21 protein-coding genes are annotated in these 20977 nt (G+C 49.2%); 5 read left to right on the top strand and 16 right to left on the bottom strand.

Translation table 11 applies throughout. The features are described from left to right. Positions 1–7 precede the first annotated feature (7 nt). The 3 genes from EV294_RS18975 to EV294_RS18965 all read right to left on the bottom strand — a co-directional run bounded on the left by EV294_RS18975 (position 8) and on the right by EV294_RS18965 (position 4011). A complete protein-coding gene (locus EV294_RS18975; protein WP_132309564.1) occupies positions 8–1162 on the bottom strand; it encodes a Ger(x)C family spore germination protein in 1155 nt (384 codons plus the stop codon). Then, the gene (locus tag EV294_RS18970) at positions 1159–2685 is read right to left on the bottom strand and encodes a spore germination protein (RefSeq protein WP_132309562.1); all 1527 of its coding nucleotides are present in this window, start codon (positions 2683–2685) and stop codon (positions 1159–1161) included. Before EV294_RS18970 ends, EV294_RS18975 begins: the two co-directional genes overlap by 4 nt. A gap of 144 nt (positions 2686–2829) precedes the next feature. Then, entirely contained in the window at positions 2830–4011 is a 1182-nt protein-coding gene (locus tag EV294_RS18965; RefSeq protein WP_132309560.1) for a YbfB/YjiJ family MFS transporter, read from the bottom strand. A 130-nt stretch (positions 4012–4141) separates the two neighbouring features. Here EV294_RS18965 and EV294_RS18960 point away from each other — a divergent pair, with 130 nt between their 5' ends. Then, the gene (locus EV294_RS18960) at positions 4142–5011 is read left to right on the top strand and encodes a LysR family transcriptional regulator (RefSeq protein ID WP_132309558.1); all 870 of its coding nucleotides are present in this window, start codon (positions 4142–4144) and stop codon (positions 5009–5011) included. A gap of 11 nt (positions 5012–5022) precedes the next feature. On the opposite strand, the gene EV294_RS18955 is transcribed toward EV294_RS18960, so the two are convergent. The 12 genes from EV294_RS18955 to EV294_RS18900 form a co-directional block, all read right to left on the bottom strand. Beyond that, positions 5023–6099, bottom strand: a complete 1077-nt coding sequence (locus tag EV294_RS18955; protein ID WP_132309556.1) for an NAD(P)H-dependent flavin oxidoreductase — start codon at positions 6097–6099, stop codon at positions 5023–5025. A gap of 261 nt (positions 6100–6360) precedes the next feature. After that, positions 6361–7104, bottom strand: a complete 744-nt coding sequence (locus EV294_RS18950) for an SDR family NAD(P)-dependent oxidoreductase (RefSeq protein WP_132309554.1) — start codon at positions 7102–7104, stop codon at positions 6361–6363. Between the two features lie 58 nt (positions 7105–7162). After that, positions 7163–7702: an NAD(P)H-dependent oxidoreductase gene (locus EV294_RS18945; protein WP_132309552.1), complete on the bottom strand. Its 540-nt coding sequence runs from the start codon at positions 7700–7702 to the stop codon at positions 7163–7165. 22 nt (positions 7703–7724) lie between these two features. Next, positions 7725–8048, bottom strand: a complete 324-nt coding sequence (locus EV294_RS18940; RefSeq protein WP_243711708.1) for an NIPSNAP family protein — start codon at positions 8046–8048, stop codon at positions 7725–7727. A gap of 203 nt (positions 8049–8251) precedes the next feature. Then, on the bottom strand, positions 8252–8788 hold the full coding sequence (locus EV294_RS18935; RefSeq protein ID WP_132309843.1) for a GNAT family N-acetyltransferase: 537 nt from the start codon (positions 8786–8788) through the stop codon (positions 8252–8254). 83 nt (positions 8789–8871) lie between these two features. Then, on the bottom strand, positions 8872–9687 hold the full coding sequence (locus EV294_RS18930; RefSeq protein WP_132309548.1) for an EcsC family protein: 816 nt from the start codon (positions 9685–9687) through the stop codon (positions 8872–8874). A 188-nt stretch (positions 9688–9875) separates the two neighbouring features. Then, positions 9876–10799 carry an aminoglycoside phosphotransferase family protein gene (locus EV294_RS18925; protein WP_165930734.1) on the bottom strand — a complete coding sequence of 308 codons (924 nt, stop codon included), beginning with the start codon at positions 10797–10799 and terminating at the stop codon, positions 9876–9878. Positions 10800–10918: 119 nt separating this feature from the next. Continuing rightward, positions 10919–12139 (bottom strand): MFS transporter, encoded by a 1221-nt coding sequence (locus EV294_RS18920; RefSeq protein WP_132309544.1) that lies wholly within the window; start codon positions 12137–12139, stop codon positions 10919–10921. A gap of 243 nt (positions 12140–12382) precedes the next feature. After that, positions 12383–12967, bottom strand: coding sequence for a TetR/AcrR family transcriptional regulator (locus EV294_RS18915; RefSeq protein ID WP_132309542.1), 585 nt, complete (start codon positions 12965–12967; stop codon positions 12383–12385). Positions 12968–13154: 187 nt separating this feature from the next. Continuing rightward, positions 13155–13937 carry an SDR family NAD(P)-dependent oxidoreductase gene (locus EV294_RS18910; protein ID WP_132309540.1) on the bottom strand — a complete coding sequence of 261 codons (783 nt, stop codon included), beginning with the start codon at positions 13935–13937 and terminating at the stop codon, positions 13155–13157. 39 nt (positions 13938–13976) lie between these two features. Continuing rightward, positions 13977–14453 (bottom strand): DinB family protein, encoded by a 477-nt coding sequence (locus EV294_RS18905; RefSeq protein WP_132309538.1) that lies wholly within the window; start codon positions 14451–14453, stop codon positions 13977–13979. Positions 14454–14528: 75 nt separating this feature from the next. Further along, positions 14529–14900: an iron chaperone gene (locus EV294_RS18900; protein ID WP_132309536.1), complete on the bottom strand. Its 372-nt coding sequence runs from the start codon at positions 14898–14900 to the stop codon at positions 14529–14531. A 177-nt stretch (positions 14901–15077) separates the two neighbouring features. Here EV294_RS18900 and EV294_RS18895 point away from each other — a divergent pair, with 177 nt between their 5' ends. From EV294_RS18895 to EV294_RS18885, 3 genes are read left to right on the top strand one after another with little or no spacing between them, the layout of a single operon-like run. After that, the gene (locus EV294_RS18895; protein ID WP_132309534.1) at positions 15078–16529 is read left to right on the top strand and encodes a spore germination protein; all 1452 of its coding nucleotides are present in this window, start codon (positions 15078–15080) and stop codon (positions 16527–16529) included. Beyond that, on the top strand, positions 16526–17683 hold the full coding sequence (locus tag EV294_RS18890) for a Ger(x)C family spore germination protein (RefSeq protein ID WP_132309532.1): 1158 nt from the start codon (positions 16526–16528) through the stop codon (positions 17681–17683). Before EV294_RS18895 ends, EV294_RS18890 begins: the two co-directional genes overlap by 4 nt. Before the next feature lie 22 nt (positions 17684–17705). Next, positions 17706–18794, top strand: coding sequence for a GerAB/ArcD/ProY family transporter (locus EV294_RS18885; RefSeq protein ID WP_132309530.1), 1089 nt, complete (start codon positions 17706–17708; stop codon positions 18792–18794). Between the two features lie 7 nt (positions 18795–18801). Here the strand turns inward: EV294_RS18885 and EV294_RS18880 are convergent, their stop codons facing one another. Next, positions 18802–19773, bottom strand: coding sequence for an SLAC1 family transporter (locus tag EV294_RS18880; protein ID WP_165930733.1), 972 nt, complete (start codon positions 19771–19773; stop codon positions 18802–18804). Between the two features lie 260 nt (positions 19774–20033). Between EV294_RS18880 and EV294_RS18875 the strand changes: the two genes are divergently transcribed. After that, complete coding sequence (locus tag EV294_RS18875) at positions 20034–20924, top strand: LysR family transcriptional regulator (RefSeq protein WP_132309526.1); 891 nt, start codon at positions 20034–20036, stop codon at positions 20922–20924. The last annotated feature ends 53 nt before the right edge of the window (positions 20925–20977 follow it).

The raw sequence follows: 20977 nt of genomic DNA, 5'->3' as shown, positions 1-20977 counted from the left end.
TGTTCTCCTATTCGTGTTGGAGCGTGGAATGAACCATTCCGGCGCCATTGACCGTCAGATTGACGTCAACCGTTATGCGTGCGTTCTGGAACTGGGTATCCCACTCCTTTTTTATCGTCTTCCACTTGCCCGGATTACTCTTGTAAACTTCTTGCCCGAATCCTACGCTATCCGCTTTATATTTCTTTTGCAGTTTAACCAGCAGCTGCTCCGCTTGCATTCTCATGGAGTTTTCCATCGCTTGTTTGATCATCGTCATTTGGGCGGAATTGCTGACGTCGAGCGTGGAATTGTTCTCCTCGACCGTCCCCGTCCCTTCCAGCGTGACGTTGAATCGGATTCCGTTATTATCCGTATGCGTCACGATTTTGCTAGTCGTATGGTTAAGCATAACCCCGATCTCCCCATAGTCCTCGGGTAATTGTGCCGATATGCGGCCGAATTTCAGCTTATTCGTTAACCACATTAAGGAAAGCGTCTCTTTCTCGTCCAATAGACCGATTAGCTTGAGATCCTTCAGGATTCCCGTACCTTCGGCCTTGAAGATCTGCTCCTTTTTATCGGCAAGGTGATCTCCAAGCTCCAGAACTCCGACAACGGGCTGTATTCCTTCGCTTTGACTCGCAATAAAGAAATCGCGCAGGGTGACGGCCACTTCGTCTCCCGTTCTTTGCATTTCGTTAACGACTTCAAGCGGCACCTGCTTCAATGGATAGTTCAATTCAAGAATCTGCCTCGCATCTCCGCCTTTGACGATCATGATATAGGTTTTCAGGCGATTTCTCGGATCATGGGTAAAAACGTCAAGCAAGGCCTTATTAATGCCTTGTCTGGCTAAACGCTCGCTAATAAACACCACGCTGCGATGGGAGTAAAATAATTGACGAGAGCTTTTTTTCTGCAGGGCCCGATGAATTTCATTGCCGCTGTTACCGGTTGCCGATACGAGATAGAAGGAGCCCGAATCACCTTTCCCCCCTCCTCCCGTACCCTCTTTGGAGCCGGGAATGGCGATTTGCAGAGTGCAAAACAAGCTGCCGTCCTCCTGCACGTCCATGGCCGTTCCCGTTACAAAAGCCAGATCATTGATCTCCATGCGGTCCCAGCAACCGCCAAGGGTAAAAACGACAAGAAGAAGCCATGCGGCTTTCAGAGCTCTCATCTACTCCCACCCTCTTTATTCGTTTTCCACCGATATTTAAGCCGAATCGGGATCCGGACGAAAACATCCTTAAAGGCAGCCAGTCCAATCGGAGTGACCGGGGCAAAATAAAGCTTGCCAAAGGAACGGAGCGAGGTTACATGCAGCATGATGCCGAGAAACCCGAGGACTATGCCGTACAACCCCAGCGTACCCGCCATAAACAGCATCGGAAACCGGAGCAGCCGAATCCCGTTGCGCAAACTGAACCGAGGAGTGGTAAAGGCGGATATTCCCGTAAGCGATACGATGATGACAACCGGGGCGGAGATTAAACCGGCCTGCACCGCGGCTTGCCCAATAACAAGACCGCCTACGATGCCGATTGTCGGTCCGATTTGCTTCGGCATTCTTACGCCGGCTTCAAGCAACGCCTCGAATACAATCTCCATCATTAAAGCTTCTATCATCGCGGGAAAAGGAACCGCCTCCCTCGAACCGGCAATGCTCAAAACCAGATTCGTGGGAATCATTTCCTGATGAAAGGTCGTAATCGCTACGTAAAGGGCGGGAGCAAAGACGGCAAAATGAATAAACAAAAAGCGGATCCAACGGATAAACGTAGCGATCGGCCAACGGATATAGTAATCCTCGCTGGCTTGAAGTCCCGTCCAGAATGTCATCGGGACAATCAGGACATAAGGGCTTGTATCCACAAGAATAGCTACCTTTCCTTCGAGCAGCTCGGCGGCAACCACATCCGGCCGTTCCGTGCTGTGGACCTGCGGAAACGGAGAATAAGGCTGATCCTCGATAAATTCCTCGATGTAGCCGGAGTCAAGAACGCCGTCTATTTGTATCGAGCGCAACCGGCTCCTCACCTGCTCGAGTACTTTATCTTCCGCAATTCCCTCAAGGTACGTCATGACGATCTGCGTCTGCGACAGCTCTCCGAGCGTAATGCTTTCCGTCTTCAGCTTTGAAGTTTTGAGTCTGGCCCGTACCAGACCCAGGTTAGTTGAGAGCTGCTCGATAAAGCCTTCCTTGGAGCCTCGGATAACGGGCTCGGAGGAAGGCTCTTCAAGGCTTCGTTTCGCGACTCCGGGGACGGCAACCGTGATGACGCTGCTGCTGCCTGCCGTTAGAATAGCCGCATGGCCTTGCAGGAGGTTGCGGACGACTTCGGATATTTGGCTGGAGATGATGGTTGTTCCAACGGATATCCATTGATCGGCCAGCTCTTCCGCATCAGATGGAATGTCCTCTTCCGCGGAGCGGGCAAGCAGCGGTTTTAATACATGCTCTTCAAGCAGGGGCTTATCAATCAAGCTGTTTATGTAAACAATAATCCATTGCGGCTTTTGTTGAACTTTAATCCTTCTGTATTCCAGGTCATAGCAATTCCGAAACGTTTCTTTGATACAACTCTCGTTCAGCTCTATGTCGGAAACAAACCGTTTATCGTCATCTTCCTGGAGGATGCTCCTCTTGGATTTAAGAATGTTGAAATAGCTGCCGGATGATCGGATTCTTAATCTCCTCATAGAAAGCACCTCCTAGGCGGTCTCATAACCTTGATGAATTCCCATTCCCATAGTATGGATGCGGCGATTCAAAATATTCAGCCGGGGATGCGCAAAGAAAAAGCCTGGAGCGCGGTTAGGCCCCAGACTTTTATGAATTCCTGCTTATCGGGGCAGCTCGGGGATAATCGGTTTGGCAAGACGGTCGGCCCGGCCGATCCCTAGCGGCAAGCTTAACGCTCCCGCAAGAACGACAAGAGCCGCTCCGATTAAAGCCGAAAGATAGCTTCCGTTGCCGGAGATCAAATGACCCGCAATAAGCGGACCGATGATCTGCCCCAATCCAAAAAACGTCGTCAATAAGCCGATGATTTTCCGGTTGTTCCGAGGGAACAGATCCTTCGCATAAGCAACAAACAGCATGGTAATTCCCATAAAAGTGGCCCCGAACAAAATAGCGCCTGCAAAGATGGCTGCCTTGTTCGGAATAAGTACCGGAACGGCAATGCCTATGGCTTGCATGGCCATCGCAAGGGACAGGGTCCACTTTTTCCCCCACCGTGACGCAATCATCGACCAAAGGACGCAGGAAGGAATGGCTGCAGCGCCGACAAGCATCCAGCTGAGCGATGTCATGTTCGGGATGTTCGATACGGTCTTGGCGTAAGCGACGAGATAGGTTCCCGTCACGATATAGCCCAAGCCTTCCAATCCGTAGGCAATAGTCAAACAGACCATAATCCGCCGGGCGGAGGACGACGCTTCGTTGCTCGAAGGGCTTGCCTTAACCGTTCCCTCATTTCTTCCCCCTAATGAGTACCAGGCGGCCAATCCCAGGACCAGGCTGATCAAACCTAACCCCTTCCATATCCCAACCCACTCGCTGCTGCGTGCCAACAACGGGACGGCAATCCCGGTAAGCAGGATTCCGGCTCCCACCCCTCCGTAGAAGATCCCGGCCTGAAGGGCGGACAAACGCTCCATTACGATGCTGGTAACGATGACGAAGACCGTTGCGCTTGCCAGTCCGGACAAGAAACGCAGCACTAGCCATGCATCGAGACCGTGGAATTCTCCCATGCTCCATGTCGTTCCTATACTAACGATGATCCCTGCGAACAATAGCAGCGAGCGGTTCTTGATCCGCATGAACGTTAAGATAAAGGCGCCGATCAAATATCCCAGATAATTGCTGGAAGCCAGATACCCGGCACCCGAAGCGGAGAACAAATGATGATCCATCATAATGGGCAGCATGGGGGTAAAAGCAAACCTTCCGATTCCCATGGCAATCATCATGGCGGCTACGCCGCCGGCGAGTACCATCCAGGTATGTCTTCTTCTCATAAATGTTCCTTCTTTCTTTGGATAGCCTGTTCATGTTGGCATAATTCTGATATCATGAAATTTAAATGATTATATATTTTGTTATCTGAATTCCAGATATCTAAGGCATAATAATATAACGGAGGCCGCAATGGACATTCAATTACTCAAAGTATTCTCGACAACCGCCAAGGAAGGAAGTATCTCGAAGGCGGCTCAAAAATTGAATTTCGCCCAATCCAACGTCACTCATAAAATTCAGCAGCTGGAAGCCGATTTGCAGACGCAGCTCTTCTACCGCCATAACCGGGGAATTACCTTGACGCCCTCCGGCCAGATTCTCGTCTCCTACGCGGAAAAAATTCTGCATGTCATTCAGGAAGCCAGGTCGGCTGTTGTTGATTCCAAGGTACCGGCTGGACCTTTGTCCATTGGATCGATGGAGACAACCGCCGCCGTCCGATTACCCGTTCTTCTGGCCAAGTATCATGCCGATTATCCGGCAGTGGATTTCAATTTGGTTACGGGTCCCACGGACAGCCACATTCATGGCGTTCTGCATTATGAACTGAACGGTGCCTTTGTTGCCGGGCCCGTTGATCACCCCGAATTGGAGCAAGAAAGCGTGACCGACGAGGAGCTGGTCCTTGTCACTTCGTCCTCTCACCCGGCTATCAATAGCATTCACGAGGTCCAATCAAGGACGCTGCTTGTTTTTCAGAACGGATGCTCCTACCGGGCTAAATTCAATCAATTGCTTCAAGAGGAAGGCATTATCCCCGTCAAGCTAATGGAATTCGGATCGCTCGAGACGATTATTGGCTGTGTCAGCGCAGGTCTCGGCATTTCTTTATTGCCACGCTCAATCGTCACCGAGCAGGAGCAGCAGGGACAAATTCGGACGCATGCGATTCCGAGCAAGCATGGGCACGTGACAACCGTATTCATTCGGCGCAAGGATGCTTTAATGACTCCCGCATTATCCGCGTTCCTCACGGAAATGCGGGCTCATTTTAATTAAAAAGGCTTTGTTTATTTCGTTAAGGCGGCAGCTTGGCCAATGATCTCTTCCACAATCTGCCGGGCCGTTTGACCGGCAGTCAGCATCCGTGTTCCTTGTCCTGCCCATAAGGATAAGTAGTCCGCTTTCTGCTGCTTGCCCGCCGCATTCCGGATATCGCGCGTTGCGGTGTTTTGCGTTGGGAACGGCAGCGGAGCTTTACCGCTTGCCTCCCATTGCTCGATAAATCCGTTTCTAATGCCACGGGCCGGCCTCCCGGAGAAGGCATTGGTAATCACCGTACTCTCCTCGTCGCTGGCAAGAAGGGCTTTCCGGTATGCCTCGCCGGTCCCGGCTTCGATCGATGTCAGGAAGCGGGTTCCCAGCTGTACGCCTTGCGCGCCAAGCATCAGAGCAGCAGCAAGCCCGCGGCCATCCATAATTCCGCCTGCAGCGATAACGGGAATGGCTACTCGATCCACGATCTGCGGAACAAGAGCCATCGTACCGATATTCGCTCCCATTGGATTTACAGCTGCGCCAAAGGTGCCGCGATGGCCTCCTGCTTCGCTTCCTTGCGCGACAATCGCATCACAGTCCTTCTCCTCGGCAATCAGCGCTTCCCTTACCGTGGTAACCATGGCTGCAACCTTGCTGCCGGAAGCCTTCGCTGCTTGCATCTGCGGTTCCGGCAGCACGCCAAATGCCGTGCTGATAACGGGAACCTTCTCCTCGATTAACACGTTGAACTGTTCTTCGAACCAATCGGGCGTATGGATTGCGTTTCCTTCCGAGTCGGGAATACCCAGCTGCTTCCGGAACTCGTTAAGCTTGTCCTGTACCTCTTGCGTTCGAGTATTATCGTCCGAAGGCTGATTCACGAACAAATTCACTCCGAAAGGTGCCGTGGTTAATTGTCTGATTCGGCGGACTGCTGACCGGATATCCTCCGGCGCCATATAAGCTGCCCCTAAAGTGCCAAGCCCGCCCGCCTCGGAGACGGCAGCCGTCAATTCGGGCGTGGAGGGCCCGCCTGCCATACCGGCCAGAAATAGCGGATAACGGATTCCGAACAATTCGCATAAAGGCGTACGAAGCATATTTAGCATCGGAACTCACTCCTTCTATAAAACGTCCAGTCTTGCTTGCTAACTTGCTTCAAGTATACAACGAAGCGGCTTTCACGAATAATACAGAAAAATGCTATCTGCTATCGTAAAATGAGATAGCAGATAGCACATCTATTTCAATCATCCTTGTTCGGAATGGATGAAAGGCGCGTTATTCATACATCATAAATTCGCAGCTCGTAAATCATGAACGTCATCTCCTTCGAAATAGGGTAACGCCAAGAACACAAACTTATTCGCTTACCACTTGCCGGCGCTTTGACCGCCATCCACATGAAGGACTTCGCCCGTAACGAATTGGGCAGCTTCCAGGTACAGAATCGCTTCCACAATTTCATGAACCTCGCCCATCCGTTTCATCGGGTGCAGCTGAGCCAAGAAATCATGGGTTTCGGGAGCATGCATAGGCGTTTTGATAACGCCTGGCGCAACCGCGTTGACGCGAATGCCTTTGTCCGCATATTCAATCGCAAGGGACTTGGACACCGTCGTCAAGCCTCCTTTCGTCAGCGCGGCGAGTGCAGACGGCACATCTTTGATCGGCTGCTCGGAGACGCCGCTTGCCGTGATATTGACAATATGCCCGGATTTTGCTTTTTGCATCTCGGTAATTGCGCGCTGGGTTATATGGAAGAAACCCGCTACATTCGTGGACAATACGGCTTCAAACTCCTCTTCGGTGTAATCCGTAAAGGGTTTCGCCAGAAAAATGCCGGCATTGTTAACCAGCGTATCCACACGGCCGAAACGCGCGATGGCTTCGCTAATCAGACGTTCTGCCACCTGCGGTTTGGAAATGTCGCCTGCGACATAGGCGATTTTCAATCCGGTTGGATCGATTTCTTTTGCAGCTTCCAGCAAGGTTTGCTCGCGTCGGCCGTTAATCACGACCTTCGCCCCTTTCTTAACGAGTTCAATGGCAACCGCCTTGCCGATCCCGCTGCTTCCGCCTGTTATAATGGCAACTTTATTTTGAAATGTCATGATATTTAATCCCCTTCTGTTTACCTATCAATAGATAGTTTTTTGAGACGCTGATTTATCAAACCTTTGCCAACGGCTTAACCGTTCTCAAATGGTTAACGTAGTCGATACTGCTTTGCGCCAGCCGCTCGTCGGTAAGATTGGATACGTCGTTTAAAGTAAAGTGAGGAAGATAAGTTGCGCTAATGAAATGAGCCGTTGCTTCAAACGGACGCAAGATTTCTTGTACGGTGAATCGGTTGAAGCCGGTTGGCTGATACGATTCCTCGGACCCGTAAGTGGAGACGGCTACGCCAAATTCCTTGCCGGTTGTTTTGTCGCCTTCCGGACCGAAAGCCCAGCCGTATTGCAGCACGGTATCAAACCATTTTTTCAATAGTGCGGGCGCGCTGTACCAGAAGAGCGGGAATTGGAAGATAATGCGGTCATGGGCTTCCACCAGCGCCTGCTCTTTCGCAACATCGATATTTTCGTCCGGGTAAGCTTTGTAAATTTCATGGATGGTGTATTCGCCTTGTTTCCTCAATTCTTCAAGCCAAGCTTTATTCACGCGCGATGCTTCCATATTAGGGTGTGCTGCGATTACTAATGTTTTCATGATCATTTGCTCCTTTAATGGTTTATTTATTGTTTGCGAAGAAGGATACGTCCTTCATAAAGATGCTTTCTTGTTTCTTCACCAATGGCCCGTCAAGCTCCGAGACCCTTTTCACTTCTATCCACTCCGGATCGTTGCGGAAACGATCGTAATTGAGGTTGCGCTGTTCCATGCCGGCATGTTCGACCACGTAATATAAGCGTTCCTTGGCCTCGTCTTCGTCTTCCCAGAATTGCGTGATCTTCATATCATGCTTCCCGAATAATTCAATGACATGATCTCTGAACCGGTCTTTTATGGCCTGCAGCTTGCCCGGTTGCATATCGTAAATTCGCAGCTCGTACAACAAACGTCTCAACTCCTTTAACTTTTCTCTTATTCAGAATTACCTATTAGTAGGTAGGTATGGCTTCTTAATTTGTCCGCTTGTTCATATTACTATATCTCCACTAACCCTGCATAATACGAAATCAAGATAATAAGCATCTCGAATCCAGATATCAAAAGCAGCCATTATTTTGGCTGCCGCGCAAAGTTGTTTTCCTATTTTTAATGCAATAATTTCAGTGCTTTATCGGGGTCGACCAATATGCGCCCATAATACTGTTTGGATTTAAAATTATGAATTTCCTTGCATGCCTTTTCCATGCGGCCCATGATGATCTCGTCCTCCAGTTCGACCGGCGACCAATATAACACATGCATGGGATACTGATGGCCTTCGAAATCCTCTGGAGCATACATAATCCGATCCGCTTTTTTGAAGCCGTTCTTCTTGTAAAAAGCCAGGCGCCTCCGGGTATCCTCGTTCTCGGGATCGTTCGGCTCGGCTTCAAGCAGGATCATTTTCCCCTTTGTTTTTAACGAGTTGAGAACCCGGGAGCCAACCCCTCTGCTTCTCGAATGCGGCGTGACCAACAGATAATCGATAAAAATAAAGGTCGTGAACTCGGCATACAAAACGATGTAGCTGTCGGTTTCTTTAATGTGATAGACATCCGTCTCTTCAAGCAAGTCAACGAGCTGGTGAGGATCCTTCATTTCGTGCTCCGGAAAATAGTCATGCAGCTTCTCGTACCATTGCATATTTTCCACTAAGATTTTCTCCTTTATCCCTGTTGTCCGGTTTACTTCGTCTGCCCCCTTACAATAACCTTCTTGTCCCCGCTCTATTCACGGGCTAGACTCAATTTCTGAATAATTCTGCGCTTCCGGTACATGATTCTGCCCGTTTCGGTCACATCCTGAAGGGTGGAACGATTGAGATATGCGCCGAACAGAATACCCGCGATCGGAATCATCTGAAATAGCTTTTTCCAACCGAAATTATCCCTGTACGACAACATGACCTCACGCCATCCTTGCAGCTGAGATAATACCTGCTTGCTCTGCTCGCCTGTATGGAAAGCGGCAAGATCCTCGAGAATGGCTTTCTTGCCAACAATGTCGGAGGATGAGAACTGCAGGCATTTCACGATAAAAATTCGCTCGGACTTCTCTGATGGGTCATAACCGTAGCTGATCGCAATCTCCTGCAGCGCTTTAATGGAAATGCCAAGCAGGAGCGGAATATCGATGGCAAGGGTGAAGAGTCCGCCGATTCCCGTCGTTGCGCCTTGAACGGTCGCGGTATTGCTGCTTGATCTGCTGATGCTTTGGGCGATTTCGTCCATTCTCCCAAGCGGCAGCTGCGCGATTTGCTCCAATGCGGTATCGGCATCCGGATCTTCGACGTCAGGCAGCATCCTCCGGTACATTTGCTCCTTGCTGATTAAATACCTGCCTCCGCTTTGCACGTAGCTTCCAAGCTCGTCTAGCACGACTCCGATTTTGTCCTGGATGAACTTTGGCGTTAAGCGGTCCAGGATCACAAACGGCAACCGGCCTAGCTTTTCCCAAAAGAACAGATCCTTCTGCTCCTTCTCCCACTGCTCGATCAGCCTTAACTCCGCATTTAGGTATTGAAGATCTTCCGTATTTGTCATCTATGTCCTTGACCCCTTCGCTTCAAATATTCGCTTTAGCCTTACATACTGTAAAATGCGCGTTTTCGTTTCATAAATATCCCCGCAAAAAACAAAAAAACCTGCCGGCGCGGCAGGTCAATCGAAACCGGCGTGGCATTCATCGCTTGTCACTGATGATTGCCGCGTCGGTTCTTTCTGTTCGGTGGTCAAGCCTCCAGATTCAACAAGAAGTCTTTCGTCACCTGATAAGCTTCGTTCCATCCCATCTTCGCGTAGAAGCGGAGTCCGTCGAGCCCTTTCAAATAATAAGCGCCCATTAACCGTTCCCTGAATTGCGGATGCTCGATCGCTGTTTTCGCCCGGTATGCTTCATAAGCCGATATGACGCCGTTCCATGGCATATGCCGGTCAAGTACTGCCAGATCAATCAAAGGATCGCCATACAAGCAATTGCCGTCAATAATGCCGGTCACCCGTTGTCCGTCCGATAAAACATTCCACTGATGAAAGTCCCCATGCACAAAGCTCCTGTACGGAGCATTATAGGGCACGTAGGTCATAAGCCGGTTATAAATTTCTTCATAGACCGCTCTTTCCAAGCAAGACGTGCGATACAGCTCCTGCCAATTCTCCCAGAAGCCCGTCTGCTCCTCCGCGTTTACGGCGATGACAAAGTCCTTCCAAGTTGAATAAGCTCCGTTCCCATCCGCTTCAATCCAGCCGTATCCGTTGGTGCTCCGAACTTCTGCCTTAACCATTCCCGTTAAAATATCAAACAGTTCCGGTAATAAGCGTTTCTGCTCTTCCAAGGTGCAATCGGATAAAAGGCGTCCTTCTATTCGTTCCGTAATCGCATAGGATAATCGTTCCGTTGTTCCATAAGCCACGCATTTCGGAAAAGGAATACCTTGAGCCGTCAGCAATTCCGATACGTATCGTTCCGTCTCGTAGGCGCCTTTCAAATCGCTGAATTTCACGACATATCCTTTCCCTGCATGCATAAAAGCAAACACGCTGCTAATATTTCCTCCGGATAATTGTGCAAGCTCCGTCGCGCCCGGTCCAAGCCGATGCTGCAATACCTGTTCAACTTCGCTATTAGTGAGCAAAGGTTTTTCGTAAGCCGTCATGGGACCATCTCCAAATGTACACAGAGTAGATAATATCACTATAAAAAACGAGAAAATACGGGTCAACGGCGAGTTTAGGTGAAATAAAAAAAGGACGCCCTCCGGGCATCCTCTCTTCATTATGGCGTGGCAGGCTCTGCTGCTATAGCCTCCTTATTTTTACTTTTCTTTATGGCGAGCAAGAATGTCGATAACGCTAGGACGGCAATAATGACCGACATCATTCCGATTGCGGTACTAAAGCCTAACGTGCTGGAAGCGACTCCGCCGCCATAGGCGCTGGTTCCTTGGAACAAGTATGCGGCAACGAGCACGGCGGATAAAAATTGAACGCGGTTATGGGCTTGAGAGTTGATTGCCGCTAATCCAATGCCTCCGGATGCGGAGAACCCGTACGCAAGGCCTCCCAGCACGGATGAGCTCATGAAGAGAAGGAACGAATGAACCTCCGCGGCACTAAAGAGCAATACAGCCGCTACTACGATGGAAGCCATGCCGATGCGAATAGATACAACCGGTTTTAACCGGCCGGCAATGGTAGCGCTGACCGAGGCAAGCAAGTATGAAACGGACAATACGGTACCGATGACAAGGATATCCTGCGTGCCAATGACGTCACGGGCGATTTGGGCGCCAAGCGACAGCAATACCGCACCGTTCGCGAAGCCCGTGCCAATCGCCAGGGCTGCCAGCAAGTAGATGCCCCATTGTCCCCTCGGAACCTTTACCCCCCGAATCTGAAGCTTGAAGGCAGGTCTTGCTTCAGACTGCGCTTTGGTTTGCTTGGGAAGAAAGAGACTTAAAATGATGCTGGCAAATACGAGAACGGCCAATACCCAATAGCTGAAATGAAGCGGTGCCGGCGCGTACTTAATCAATGCCGCTCCCACGATTGTAGCAAGGAATAGCCCAACAGCCTGAGTAATCGTGTTTATGGAGCCAGGCAGCTTTTTATTTGTGGTCGGATTGAATTCCACAAGCGCAGCCGCTCCGGATCCGGCGGTTAACCCTACCCCAAGGCCTTGGAATATCCGGCCGACAAACAGCCAGAACACGTTCTGCGCTGTTGCGAATACCACTGCCCCGATAAGAAGAAAGATTAGTCCCGTAATTAACGTATTTCTGCGGCCAATGTAGTCGGACAGATTGCCAAGCAGAAACAAAACAAGAATAAGAACGATTGGATACACCGAGAAGATACCGGTTGTTACCGACTTGGAAAGATGCCACTGCAATGCATAAACCGGAAATTCAATGGACGGCGCCGTGCTGGACCATAAGCTGACCGTGAGTACCCAAGCCACAATCCAGAAGGACGCTTTCGAAGATATTGTTCGCATGTTTTGACCTCTTTTCGTTGGTTATAGGATGACCTAAATTAGAAAATCAATTAAAGAATGTTCGTTCTTTAATAATCAAAAAAAATGGCGTTTCTTACGTCATGCTTTCGACTTAATACGACGAGACATGCAGTATAATCCACGTTTCGGAACGACTGTTCTTTAATTATCGCGCAAACTTGATTTCCACATGTCTCAGTATATTTATTTAAGAACGATTAGTCAAGAACAATCGCAGCCAGATCAGACAAGGATTGACATTGCTACCTTCGCAGCATCCTCGAGCACTTGACGGTCCGTTGCGATTTTCGCAAGCACATAAAGCCCGTATCGCGTATTCAACAGGAATCTGGCCGCTTCTTGCACGGTATACTTTGTTTTCAGCTCGCCTTGCTGCTGGGCACGCATCAGAAATTTCTTGAAATTCGTTTCCATATCCAGCGTATACGCTTCAATCCGGAAAGAAACAACCGGATCTACCTTCCCCATCTCCATGGCGGTATTGGCAATTAGACATCCGCGGCGGCCATTTTCTTCGCTTATCGCTACATCGATCAACCGCTGAAAGTAACGCCATAACACGTCTTTCGCAGGTCCGTTCTCTTCAAGAATGCTATAGGCATGACCGCGGTTTCCTTCACGGAACCGGTCCAGACAAGTCAGAAAAAGCTGATTCTTATCCCCAAAGGTATCGTACAAGCTGCCTCTGTGCACACCGGTACGCTCTACTAAATCTTGAATCGATGTGCGTTCGTATCCTTTTTCCCAGAATAATTCCATCGCCTTCTGCAGCACAGCATCTTGGTCGAATTCTCTTGGTCTAGCCATTGTTCATACCTCCCTTATGTCCAATCATAGCGGTTTAAGAACGAACAGTAAAGAATTTTCGCAAGCCAATTGCTGTTAGTATGCCGCAGTCCTTAAACGATTTATCCCGCGATCCTTTTTATGCGGGGAAAAATCAAAAAAAGCCGCGGTTACGCGACTTTTTTGATCAACGTAAATCCTATCCCGTTTAGAGAACAGCTGCTTTGCCGCCGTCAATATTAACGGATGTACCCGTCACGTAAGAAGCGGCATCCGATACGAGAAACGCGATCACGTTCGCCGCTTCCTCCGTACGGCCGATTCGCCTCAAAGGAATGTCGTGACGAGGGTCCGCGGCGAATTCGTCCCAGGTAAGTTGCGGAGCCGTTGCCTGCCACATCCGCTCGATCTGATCGCTCCGGATCAAGCCGATGCAAACCGCATTTACGCGAATTCCGTCGGCCGCCAGATCCTTGCTCATTGCCTTCGTTAGCGCCAAGCCGGCTGCCCGGCTTACCGAGGTCGGCAGCGAAGAGCCGGAAGGCGTTTTGCCGCCGATTGCCGTTACGTTAACGACCGCGCCTCCCCCACTCTGGCGCAGGAACGGCAATGCCGCCCGCGTGAAATGGATCGCTCCGAACAGCTTTAGATCCAGATCGGCCGACCAAGCCGCTGCATCGACTGCTTCGAATGGCTTTGCCGCCGAAGTGCCGGCGTTATTGACGAGTATGTCGATGCCGCCGAATCGCTCGGCTGCCGTCAATACCGCGCGCTGCACCTCAGCTTCAACGGATACGTCGGCAGAAATAATAAGCGGCTCTACGCCAGTCTTTGCAGTAATTTTTTCTGCTGCAGCTTTGAGCGGCTCTTCGCTTCTGGCTACAAGGGCAACCTGCGCGCCTTCGGCAGCAAGCAGCATCGCGGTTGCAAATCCGATGCCTTTGCTTCCGCCGGTAATGATGGCCCGTTTTCCTTTAAATCCTAATTCCATGCTATTCAAACTCCCTTGTCGCTGTATTTAGTAAGGACCTTACCCGAATAACCCTCTGCCGATCAGGTTTGCGCTAACCGGTACCTTGCCGACCTCGCGTGCCCATACCGATAATTGACCCATGTGATGGATCTCGTGGGCGATGACATGCCTCATCACTTCACCGCATTTATGGGCTTCTTCTTTCCCGTCATCCGTAATATCAATCATCACGCGGTTCTCCAGGCTGTCATTCCATCCGTAGACGAATGGCGCAACCTCCTCCCGGCAGCGGGCAGAGAAGTCAATGACCTGCCGCAGGCTCGCTACCTCGCCAAACGAAGGTATGTAGAGTTCCTTTCCTTCTATTCCGCCACAGATCCAACCATATTCGACGGCCACGATATGATAAAGCGTGGGCAGGATGAAGCCTAATCCGCCGGTACGCTTTTTCAGCAGCTCATCGGGGTCGACTTCACCGCACCAGCGGAACCAGTCCTGACGAACCTGCCAGTTATACTCGAATAATTTAATCACGCTTAGCCCTCCCGCATAGCCCGTATATCCCTATTATTCTGCTCGGGTATATAATCTCCTGCCTGCTTGATGGTCTTATTTCCTCCAGAAGGTTGTGCAGTCCGCTTTATCGGTAATGTTAAATTCAATCATCCTCTTGAGAAGGCCGTAATCGACGGGTTTCTCCCACCGAATACGCAGTAATAAGCCGGTGTGATCATAGCCGGCCTTTTCTATGTCATCCGTAAACCGAATCATCCCTGCCCGTTCCGGCGCGACAGCGAGATGCTGTTTGGCTGCGCTAAACCCGATGATATAGGTATCGTGGTCTGTGAACATGGGCTGGTTCCAGCCGATCTTTGGAGCCAATAAAGGAAACGTATCCGCAGCCCAAGTCAACACTTCCTCCGTCCGTTCCCGGTGCGTCAAGTTATCAATACCGGCCAAAAAATCTGCAAACACTTCCATATGGGACTCCCCCTAAACTATCATTTCGTTCTATTTTTCTTCCCTAAGGGTTTTGATATTCGTTGCCGGCGATTCAATATCATCTCAAATCCGTATGCTGCATAGCCATTTCACCAAATGGTCATAATACCCAATACCCATGCGATGCGGCTGATTAACCAGGCGAGGTGATTATCTATGAATCTCAGCTCAAGACTTGAAGAGAATGAATCGTACCTTAGAGAACAATTCCAGAATTGCTCGGACTTCATTATCCGTTCATTTAGGCTAAAGGACGAAACCGTGCTTTTGCTCGCTTATTTAGATGGAATGATACGCATGCAAAGCGTTGAAGAGAGTATCCTAAAACCTCTTATGCATGATGAACCGCCGCTTTGCACTGGCACAAATCGTTTACAATCGCTTGCGGAAATCATCAGAAGCAATTGGCTTCCCTTAGCGAACGTGCAAACGTCCGACAGCGCGGAAAAGCTGGTGCAGCATATCCTGCAGGGCAGTATGGCGGTATTCGCGGAAGGCGAAGCATCCGCGCTTATCGCGCAGATCCGGGATTACGAAACAAGAAGCATTCAAGAGCCTAAGAAGGAATCGGCTTTGCGCGGCTCCAAGGAAGGCTTCGTCGAAAGCTTGCGTACGAATACCACGATGATCAGACGCCGGATTATTCACAAGGATCTAAAGCTGGAGTCCTTCACCGTTGGGACATACACGCAAACGGACGTGGCTCTTGTCTATGTGCAAGGTCTGGCAGAAGAAAAAATACTTGCGCAAGTGAGGGAAAAGCTCAATGCCATTGAGATAGACGGGATTATCGATTCCGCCTACATTGAGGAATGGATGGAGGGCAAATCCTTCTCTCTCTTCTCGCAAATTCAGAATACCGAACGTCCGGATATCGTCACGGCAAGCTTATTGGAAGGAAAAGTTGCAATTATAGCCAACGGGTCTCCGTTTGCCTTGATTCTTCCCATTACATTCTGGTCAGGCCTTCAGTCCGTTGACGATTATTTCGAGAGGTTTATTTTTGTATTGCTTACCCGCACGATTCGTTACATCATGACCTTTATTTCTTTCGCTTTGCCCTCCATTTATGTTGCCCTATCGACCTTCCACCCGGAGATGGTGCCCAGTTATCTGATGATGGGCATTTCCGCCGCAAGAGAAAGCTCTCCGTTTCCGACGGTGATTGAGGTATTTCTCATGCTGTTTGTGTTTGATGCCTTGCAGGAGGCCGGCGTTCACCTTCCGAACCAGCTCGGCCCGGTGGTCAGCATCCTTGGGGCGCTGGTTATTGGACAAGCCGCTGTGGAAGCGGGACTCATCTCCACGCCAATCATAATCGTGGTTTCTTTAACGGGTGTAGCGTCGTATTCCATTCCAAGATACAGCGCTAGTCTGCCCTTTCGCATCATTCGTTATCTGTTTCTCTTCATTACCGGGCTGCTTGGCTTTGTAGGCTTTGCATTCGGCATCATCTTCCTGATGATTCACATGGTCATGCTCGAATCGTTCGGAAGACCGTTTATGTATCCGATTGCTCCCTTTGACGCCAAACGGATCAAAGACATCATTATCCGCTATCCTTTCTGGATTCAGAATGGCCGCAATAAGAAAGGACAACGCAAATGATACGCTCGCTGCAAAAAACTTGTCTGTCTCTTGTTTTACTGTTCGCTTCCGCCGGCTGTACGGATTTCGTAGAGCCGAATCAATTAGCATTCGTTATTGGCACCGGGATTGATCATGCCGGAGAGAATATGCTGGAGCTCAGCCATCAGATAGCCGTTCCTTCCCAATTAAGCTCAACCAAGGGAGGGAGTAATGGAAAGTCGGAGAGTTTTATCGTCATCTCGGCGAAGGGGAAAAATGTGTTCGAGGCAAATGAAAAACTGCAAAGAAAGATGTCCAGAAGACTTATTACGAGCCATCGTACATTAATTGCAATCAGCGATCAGTATATCGAAAACAATAATACCAAAAAGCTATTCGATAAATTGAACAGAGACCCTGCGAATAACCAAAGAGACATTATCGTTGTGGTTAAAGGCAGTGCCAAGGAATTCATGAAGATCAAACATCCTTTGGAGCAGCTCTCCAGCATAGCCACAAATAAAGAGCTGCGAATCAACGGGATGAACAACTACTCGATCAGGCAATTTTTCATAGAAATGGCTCAGGAAGGAACAAGAATTCTGGTCCCTCTCCTTCAGATCGACAACCATGACCAGCCAGGCACTGAAAAAGCGCATTTCATCCAATTTGCCGGGTTTGCGGTTCTGGATAACGAGCTGAAGTTAAAAGGGATTCTTAATGATCCGGAAGGCTCAAGAGCGATTTGGATGATTGGAAAAGGAACCTTTCATGGCTTAACGATACCGTGGAAGGAAGGAAACGGTACCTTGTCCTTTCGGTTAACGCATCTGGAGCGAGAAATTCATTCGGTTGACGGCAATGATCCCAAGCACATTTTATTAACGGTAAAAGCTCAAGCCTATCTTCTTGATAATACAACGACGCTTGATATGTCTGAAGTAGACAATATGATTGCGCTTAAGAAGTACTTGGACGAACGGGTTGAGAAAGACATGCAGGCTACGCTAAATAAAGTCCAGGGATGGGGACAGGATATCTTTGGCATCGGCGAATACCTTCATCGCAAGCATCCTTATTGGTGGAAAACGCAAAAAAACAACTGGGATGATAACTTTAAGAATATCAACGTCTCCGTGAAAGCAAATATTCTGTTGCGGTCTACCGGGACAAGTGCCGGTCAAGTGAAATAATTATTGGAAAGAGGAGCAAAGCATGAAAGTCAGCAGCTATCAAATGTATTGGATCGTGACGATATCCTCTATCGTCACGACCACTTACCTTCCTATCCATCTAGCCGTGGAGCAAGCGCGTCAGGACAGCTGGATATCCATGCTGCTTGGCGGTGTTGCGATGCTCTTTTTCACCTGGATCTCCCTTCGGGTCTGCAGACAGCATGAGGATAAAACCTTGATTACGCTTATGAAGGATCTCTTGGGCACGGTAATGGGAAAAATTCTGGTACTGGCGCACTTCCTGTTATGGTTCAGACAAATGTCGATGATTGCAAAAGGCACGGTTGATTTCCAAAATCTGGTTTTGCTTCATAATACGCCAATGATATTCATTTTGATCTGCTTGCTGTTCCTTGTCGTTTATGCCGTGTACAAAGGCGGGATAACGGCTATTAGCCGCTGCGCGGAGATTATCGGCCCTATTCTGCTCTTCATGTTATTCGTTCAGTTATTTCTCAATCCGCAGGATATGAACGTAAAGAGAATCCTGCCGGTCTACGCGGATTCAGGGTGGTTGGCCATCCTCTCAGGCACATTTAACTCTTATAGCTATATCGCGGATCCTACAATTGTCCTTATGCTGTACTTTTTTGCTGAAAACAAGCGAACGGCTGCTAGGGCCGTTATCTGGGGAACGGTCACGACGGTCGTATGGGGAGTGCTCGCAACGTTTGTTCTAATGTTTGTTACCGGACCTCAGATTGCCTCTCAATTGGTTGTACCGATCTATTCGCTGACAAAGTATATCTCCATTCTTAACTTCATTCAGAATATCGATGCTTTTTATATCCCGTTGTGGCTGCTTGCCGCGTTCATCAAATTATCCGTGTGCTTGTTTATCCTTAGCTATGGGTTGTCCGAATGGATCGGCTACCGGAATTGGAAGTTGATCGCTTGCATCGTCACTTGCCTCTGGTGCGTGTTTTACATTTACAGCAACCATAATATTCGCCTGTCCTATACCTTGAAAAGCTTGTATTTAAACGGCATCTTCTACCCTATTGTATACCTTGTGCTTCCTTTGATTCTTTGGATACTCGGATCCGTCAAGCAGCGGAGAAAAGCATAAGCTTTTCTCAGGTCTTGCTGGCCGCAACCGGAGGATAATATTTCTTCGCGATAAGCAAATAGACGGCTCCGAAGGCAACGGACAGTGTGACAACGATGGATGCCGCAAGAACAATGACCGTAACTCCCGTCAAGAATGGCGTTGCGCCGTTCTTCACCATTAAGAGCGTACCTTGAGCTGCCGTAGCGACGCCAAAGGTATAAGCCCAATAGCCAGGCGCAAATGACTGCTCCCTCAACCACTTGAATGAAAAAGACAACGAAATTAAAAGGAACAACGTATAACCTGCCATTGCATACGTAACGAAATCGGAGGATTTTCCGCTTAGAACTTGATAGGCAACCAGCACAATGGCGCTTGGAGCCATATAAATGCCCATAAAGTTACGCGCCTTCGCATCCAACCCGCCTGTTGCAAGCTGTTGGAAGATAACCGAATCCAATATCATCCAGGAAATAAAGCCTGCTCCGAATACCATCCAGCCGTATTCCTTGTATCCAAGCAGCCCTGCAATCAAGGCGTTCACCAGCACGCTTGCCGTGTAGGTCAGAAATAACGAAGGCGTAACCTGCGTTCGGCTTCGCGGATATCTCCACATTCCGGATAGCCGGATAGCCGCCAACATCAGGTTGGAAACGGAGCCAGCCCAGAACAAAACGCGGGCGAACGTCACATCGTACGGCAAAATGGCAGCGGACATAAGAAGAACGGATTCAGGAATAAGAGCCACAAAGGAGCCTTGCACGGGATCCATCCACTCCTGCCTTGCGGCTTGGCGATGGTTGATCCATTTGTTCACATATATCATTCCCCACCACAAGAAGGACAGAATGGCGAGACCTTCAAGCAGTTCCCCCCATAGCTTTGAGCCTCCCCACGTTTCTTGCGCGAACCTAAGCGCGTTCCCCGTTTCCGCCAGCCCCAAGGTCATCGCGAAAAAGGAAGCAGGCGCAATCGGCAGTTTGTGCATTCTCTTCATAGTCATCTCTCCATTCTCTCTTTTGTTCAGCTCGAAATGCAGCCTAATGAATATGAGTTCATTGTAAGGAGAATGCTATCGATAGATCAATGCTATTGTTTCTATCGTTATGATATATAATTTAAATCGTTTTTCAGTTAAAGCATATACAATTCAATAGAAGTTTTCTATGATGATCATAGAATTCTAGGAATTGATTTAATAATACGATATCTTTATACTGGAAAGAATGCGATTTATGATTTGAAGAGGTGTTGCAAATGGAGATTAGACAGCTGGAGTATTTTCAAGCGATCTGCGATGAGCTTCATTTTACCCGTGCCGCCGATAAGCTTGGCATTACGCAGCCGACGTTGAGTTATCAAATCAAGCAGTTGGAGGATGAGCTAGGGGTGCCTTTATTTCATCGAATCGGAAAAAAAATCGCGCTTACGGAAGCCGGTTTTATTCTTCTGAACCACAGCCGCAACATCTTCCGCTCGGTCGAAGGGGCACGCGAGGAAATTTCCGAGCTTCATCATATGGAGCGCGGAGCCTTGACGATCGGAACTCTAATAGGAGAAATTAATGATCTTGTTTCCGGTCTGCTGGTCGAATTTCACGAGAAATACCCGGGGATAAGCATGAAGCTTTTGGCATTGGAGGATGTGGTAGATCCCCTTCTGCAGGACGATCTTGATTTTGCCGTAACCATCTTTCCGGTAGACGACGACAGATTCAGCAAGGTTTCTTTGTATGAAGAGGAATTTTATTTCGTTGCCCGCTCCGATTCTCCGCTATCCGCTAAGCCCAGCGTGACCATTGAGGAAGCGATGAGAGAGCCCATCATTATGTTCCCCAAAACCCACCGTTGCCGGCAGTTGATTGACACGGTGTGCAGCATGCACGGCATTGCTTGGGAGCCCGTCATTGAAACCTCGGCAATCAAGTCGATTCTTTCCCTCGTACAGGCCGGGGCCGGAGCATCCATTCTATCCAAAACGCTGCTTGAATTGTATCCCCATCAGAATATGACCATGATCCCGATAAGCAATCCCTCCCTTCGCAGGGAAGTCGGTATTGTCTATCTGAAGGACAGGTATGTAGGCAAGGCGACCGCTGCTTTCATGAAGCAGCTGACCTCGCGCTTTGATGGGATCCAAGCTCCATAAGGCAAAAAGAAGCTGCCGATCCACTGGTTCGGCAGCTTCTTTGTTGCGTATAA

Origin of the sequence: Paenibacillus sp. BK033, from assembly GCF_004345425.1 — a bacterium.
Lineage (GTDB): Bacteria > Bacillota > Bacilli > Paenibacillales > Paenibacillaceae > Pristimantibacillus.
Note: the sequence above shows the minus strand (reverse complement) of the source record. Positions and strands in the feature narration are given on the sequence as shown.

Excerpts from the sequence above, each read along its gene's own strand:
- EV294_RS18975 (WP_132309564.1), bottom strand. The coding sequence starts at position 1,162 with ATGAGAGCTCTGAAAGCCGCATGGCTTCTTCTTGTCGTTTTTACCCTT.
- EV294_RS18970 (WP_132309562.1), bottom strand. The coding sequence starts at position 2,685 with ATGAGGAGATTAAGAATCCGATCATCCGGCAGCTATTTCAACATTCTT.
- EV294_RS18965 (WP_132309560.1), bottom strand. The coding sequence starts at position 4,011 with ATGAGAAGAAGACATACCTGGATGGTACTCGCCGGCGGCGTAGCCGCC.
- EV294_RS18960 (WP_132309558.1), top strand. The coding sequence starts at position 4,142 with ATGGACATTCAATTACTCAAAGTATTCTCGACAACCGCCAAGGAAGGA.
- EV294_RS18955 (WP_132309556.1), bottom strand. The coding sequence starts at position 6,099 with ATGCTAAATATGCTTCGTACGCCTTTATGCGAATTGTTCGGAATCCGT.
- EV294_RS18950 (WP_132309554.1), bottom strand. The coding sequence starts at position 7,104 with ATGACATTTCAAAATAAAGTTGCCATTATAACAGGCGGAAGCAGCGGG.
- EV294_RS18945 (WP_132309552.1), bottom strand. The coding sequence starts at position 7,702 with ATGAAAACATTAGTAATCGCAGCACACCCTAATATGGAAGCATCGCGC.
- EV294_RS18935 (WP_132309843.1), bottom strand. The coding sequence starts at position 8,788 with ATGCAATGGTACGAGAAGCTGCATGACTATTTTCCGGAGCACGAAATG.
- EV294_RS18930 (WP_132309548.1), bottom strand. The coding sequence starts at position 9,687 with ATGACAAATACGGAAGATCTTCAATACCTAAATGCGGAGTTAAGGCTG.
- EV294_RS18925 (WP_165930734.1), bottom strand. The coding sequence starts at position 10,799 with ATGACGGCTTACGAAAAACCTTTGCTCACTAATAGCGAAGTTGAACAG.
- EV294_RS18920 (WP_132309544.1), bottom strand. The coding sequence starts at position 12,139 with ATGCGAACAATATCTTCGAAAGCGTCCTTCTGGATTGTGGCTTGGGTA.
- EV294_RS18915 (WP_132309542.1), bottom strand. The coding sequence starts at position 12,967 with ATGGCTAGACCAAGAGAATTCGACCAAGATGCTGTGCTGCAGAAGGCG.
- EV294_RS18910 (WP_132309540.1), bottom strand. The coding sequence starts at position 13,937 with ATGGAATTAGGATTTAAAGGAAAACGGGCCATCATTACCGGCGGAAGC.
- EV294_RS18900 (WP_132309536.1), bottom strand. The coding sequence starts at position 14,900 with ATGGAAGTGTTTGCAGATTTTTTGGCCGGTATTGATAACTTGACGCAC.
- EV294_RS18895 (WP_132309534.1), top strand. The coding sequence starts at position 15,078 with ATGAATCTCAGCTCAAGACTTGAAGAGAATGAATCGTACCTTAGAGAA.
- EV294_RS18890 (WP_132309532.1), top strand. The coding sequence starts at position 16,526 with ATGATACGCTCGCTGCAAAAAACTTGTCTGTCTCTTGTTTTACTGTTC.
- EV294_RS18885 (WP_132309530.1), top strand. The coding sequence starts at position 17,706 with ATGAAAGTCAGCAGCTATCAAATGTATTGGATCGTGACGATATCCTCT.
- EV294_RS18880 (WP_165930733.1), bottom strand. The coding sequence starts at position 19,773 with ATGAAGAGAATGCACAAACTGCCGATTGCGCCTGCTTCCTTTTTCGCG.
- EV294_RS18875 (WP_132309526.1), top strand. The coding sequence starts at position 20,034 with ATGGAGATTAGACAGCTGGAGTATTTTCAAGCGATCTGCGATGAGCTT.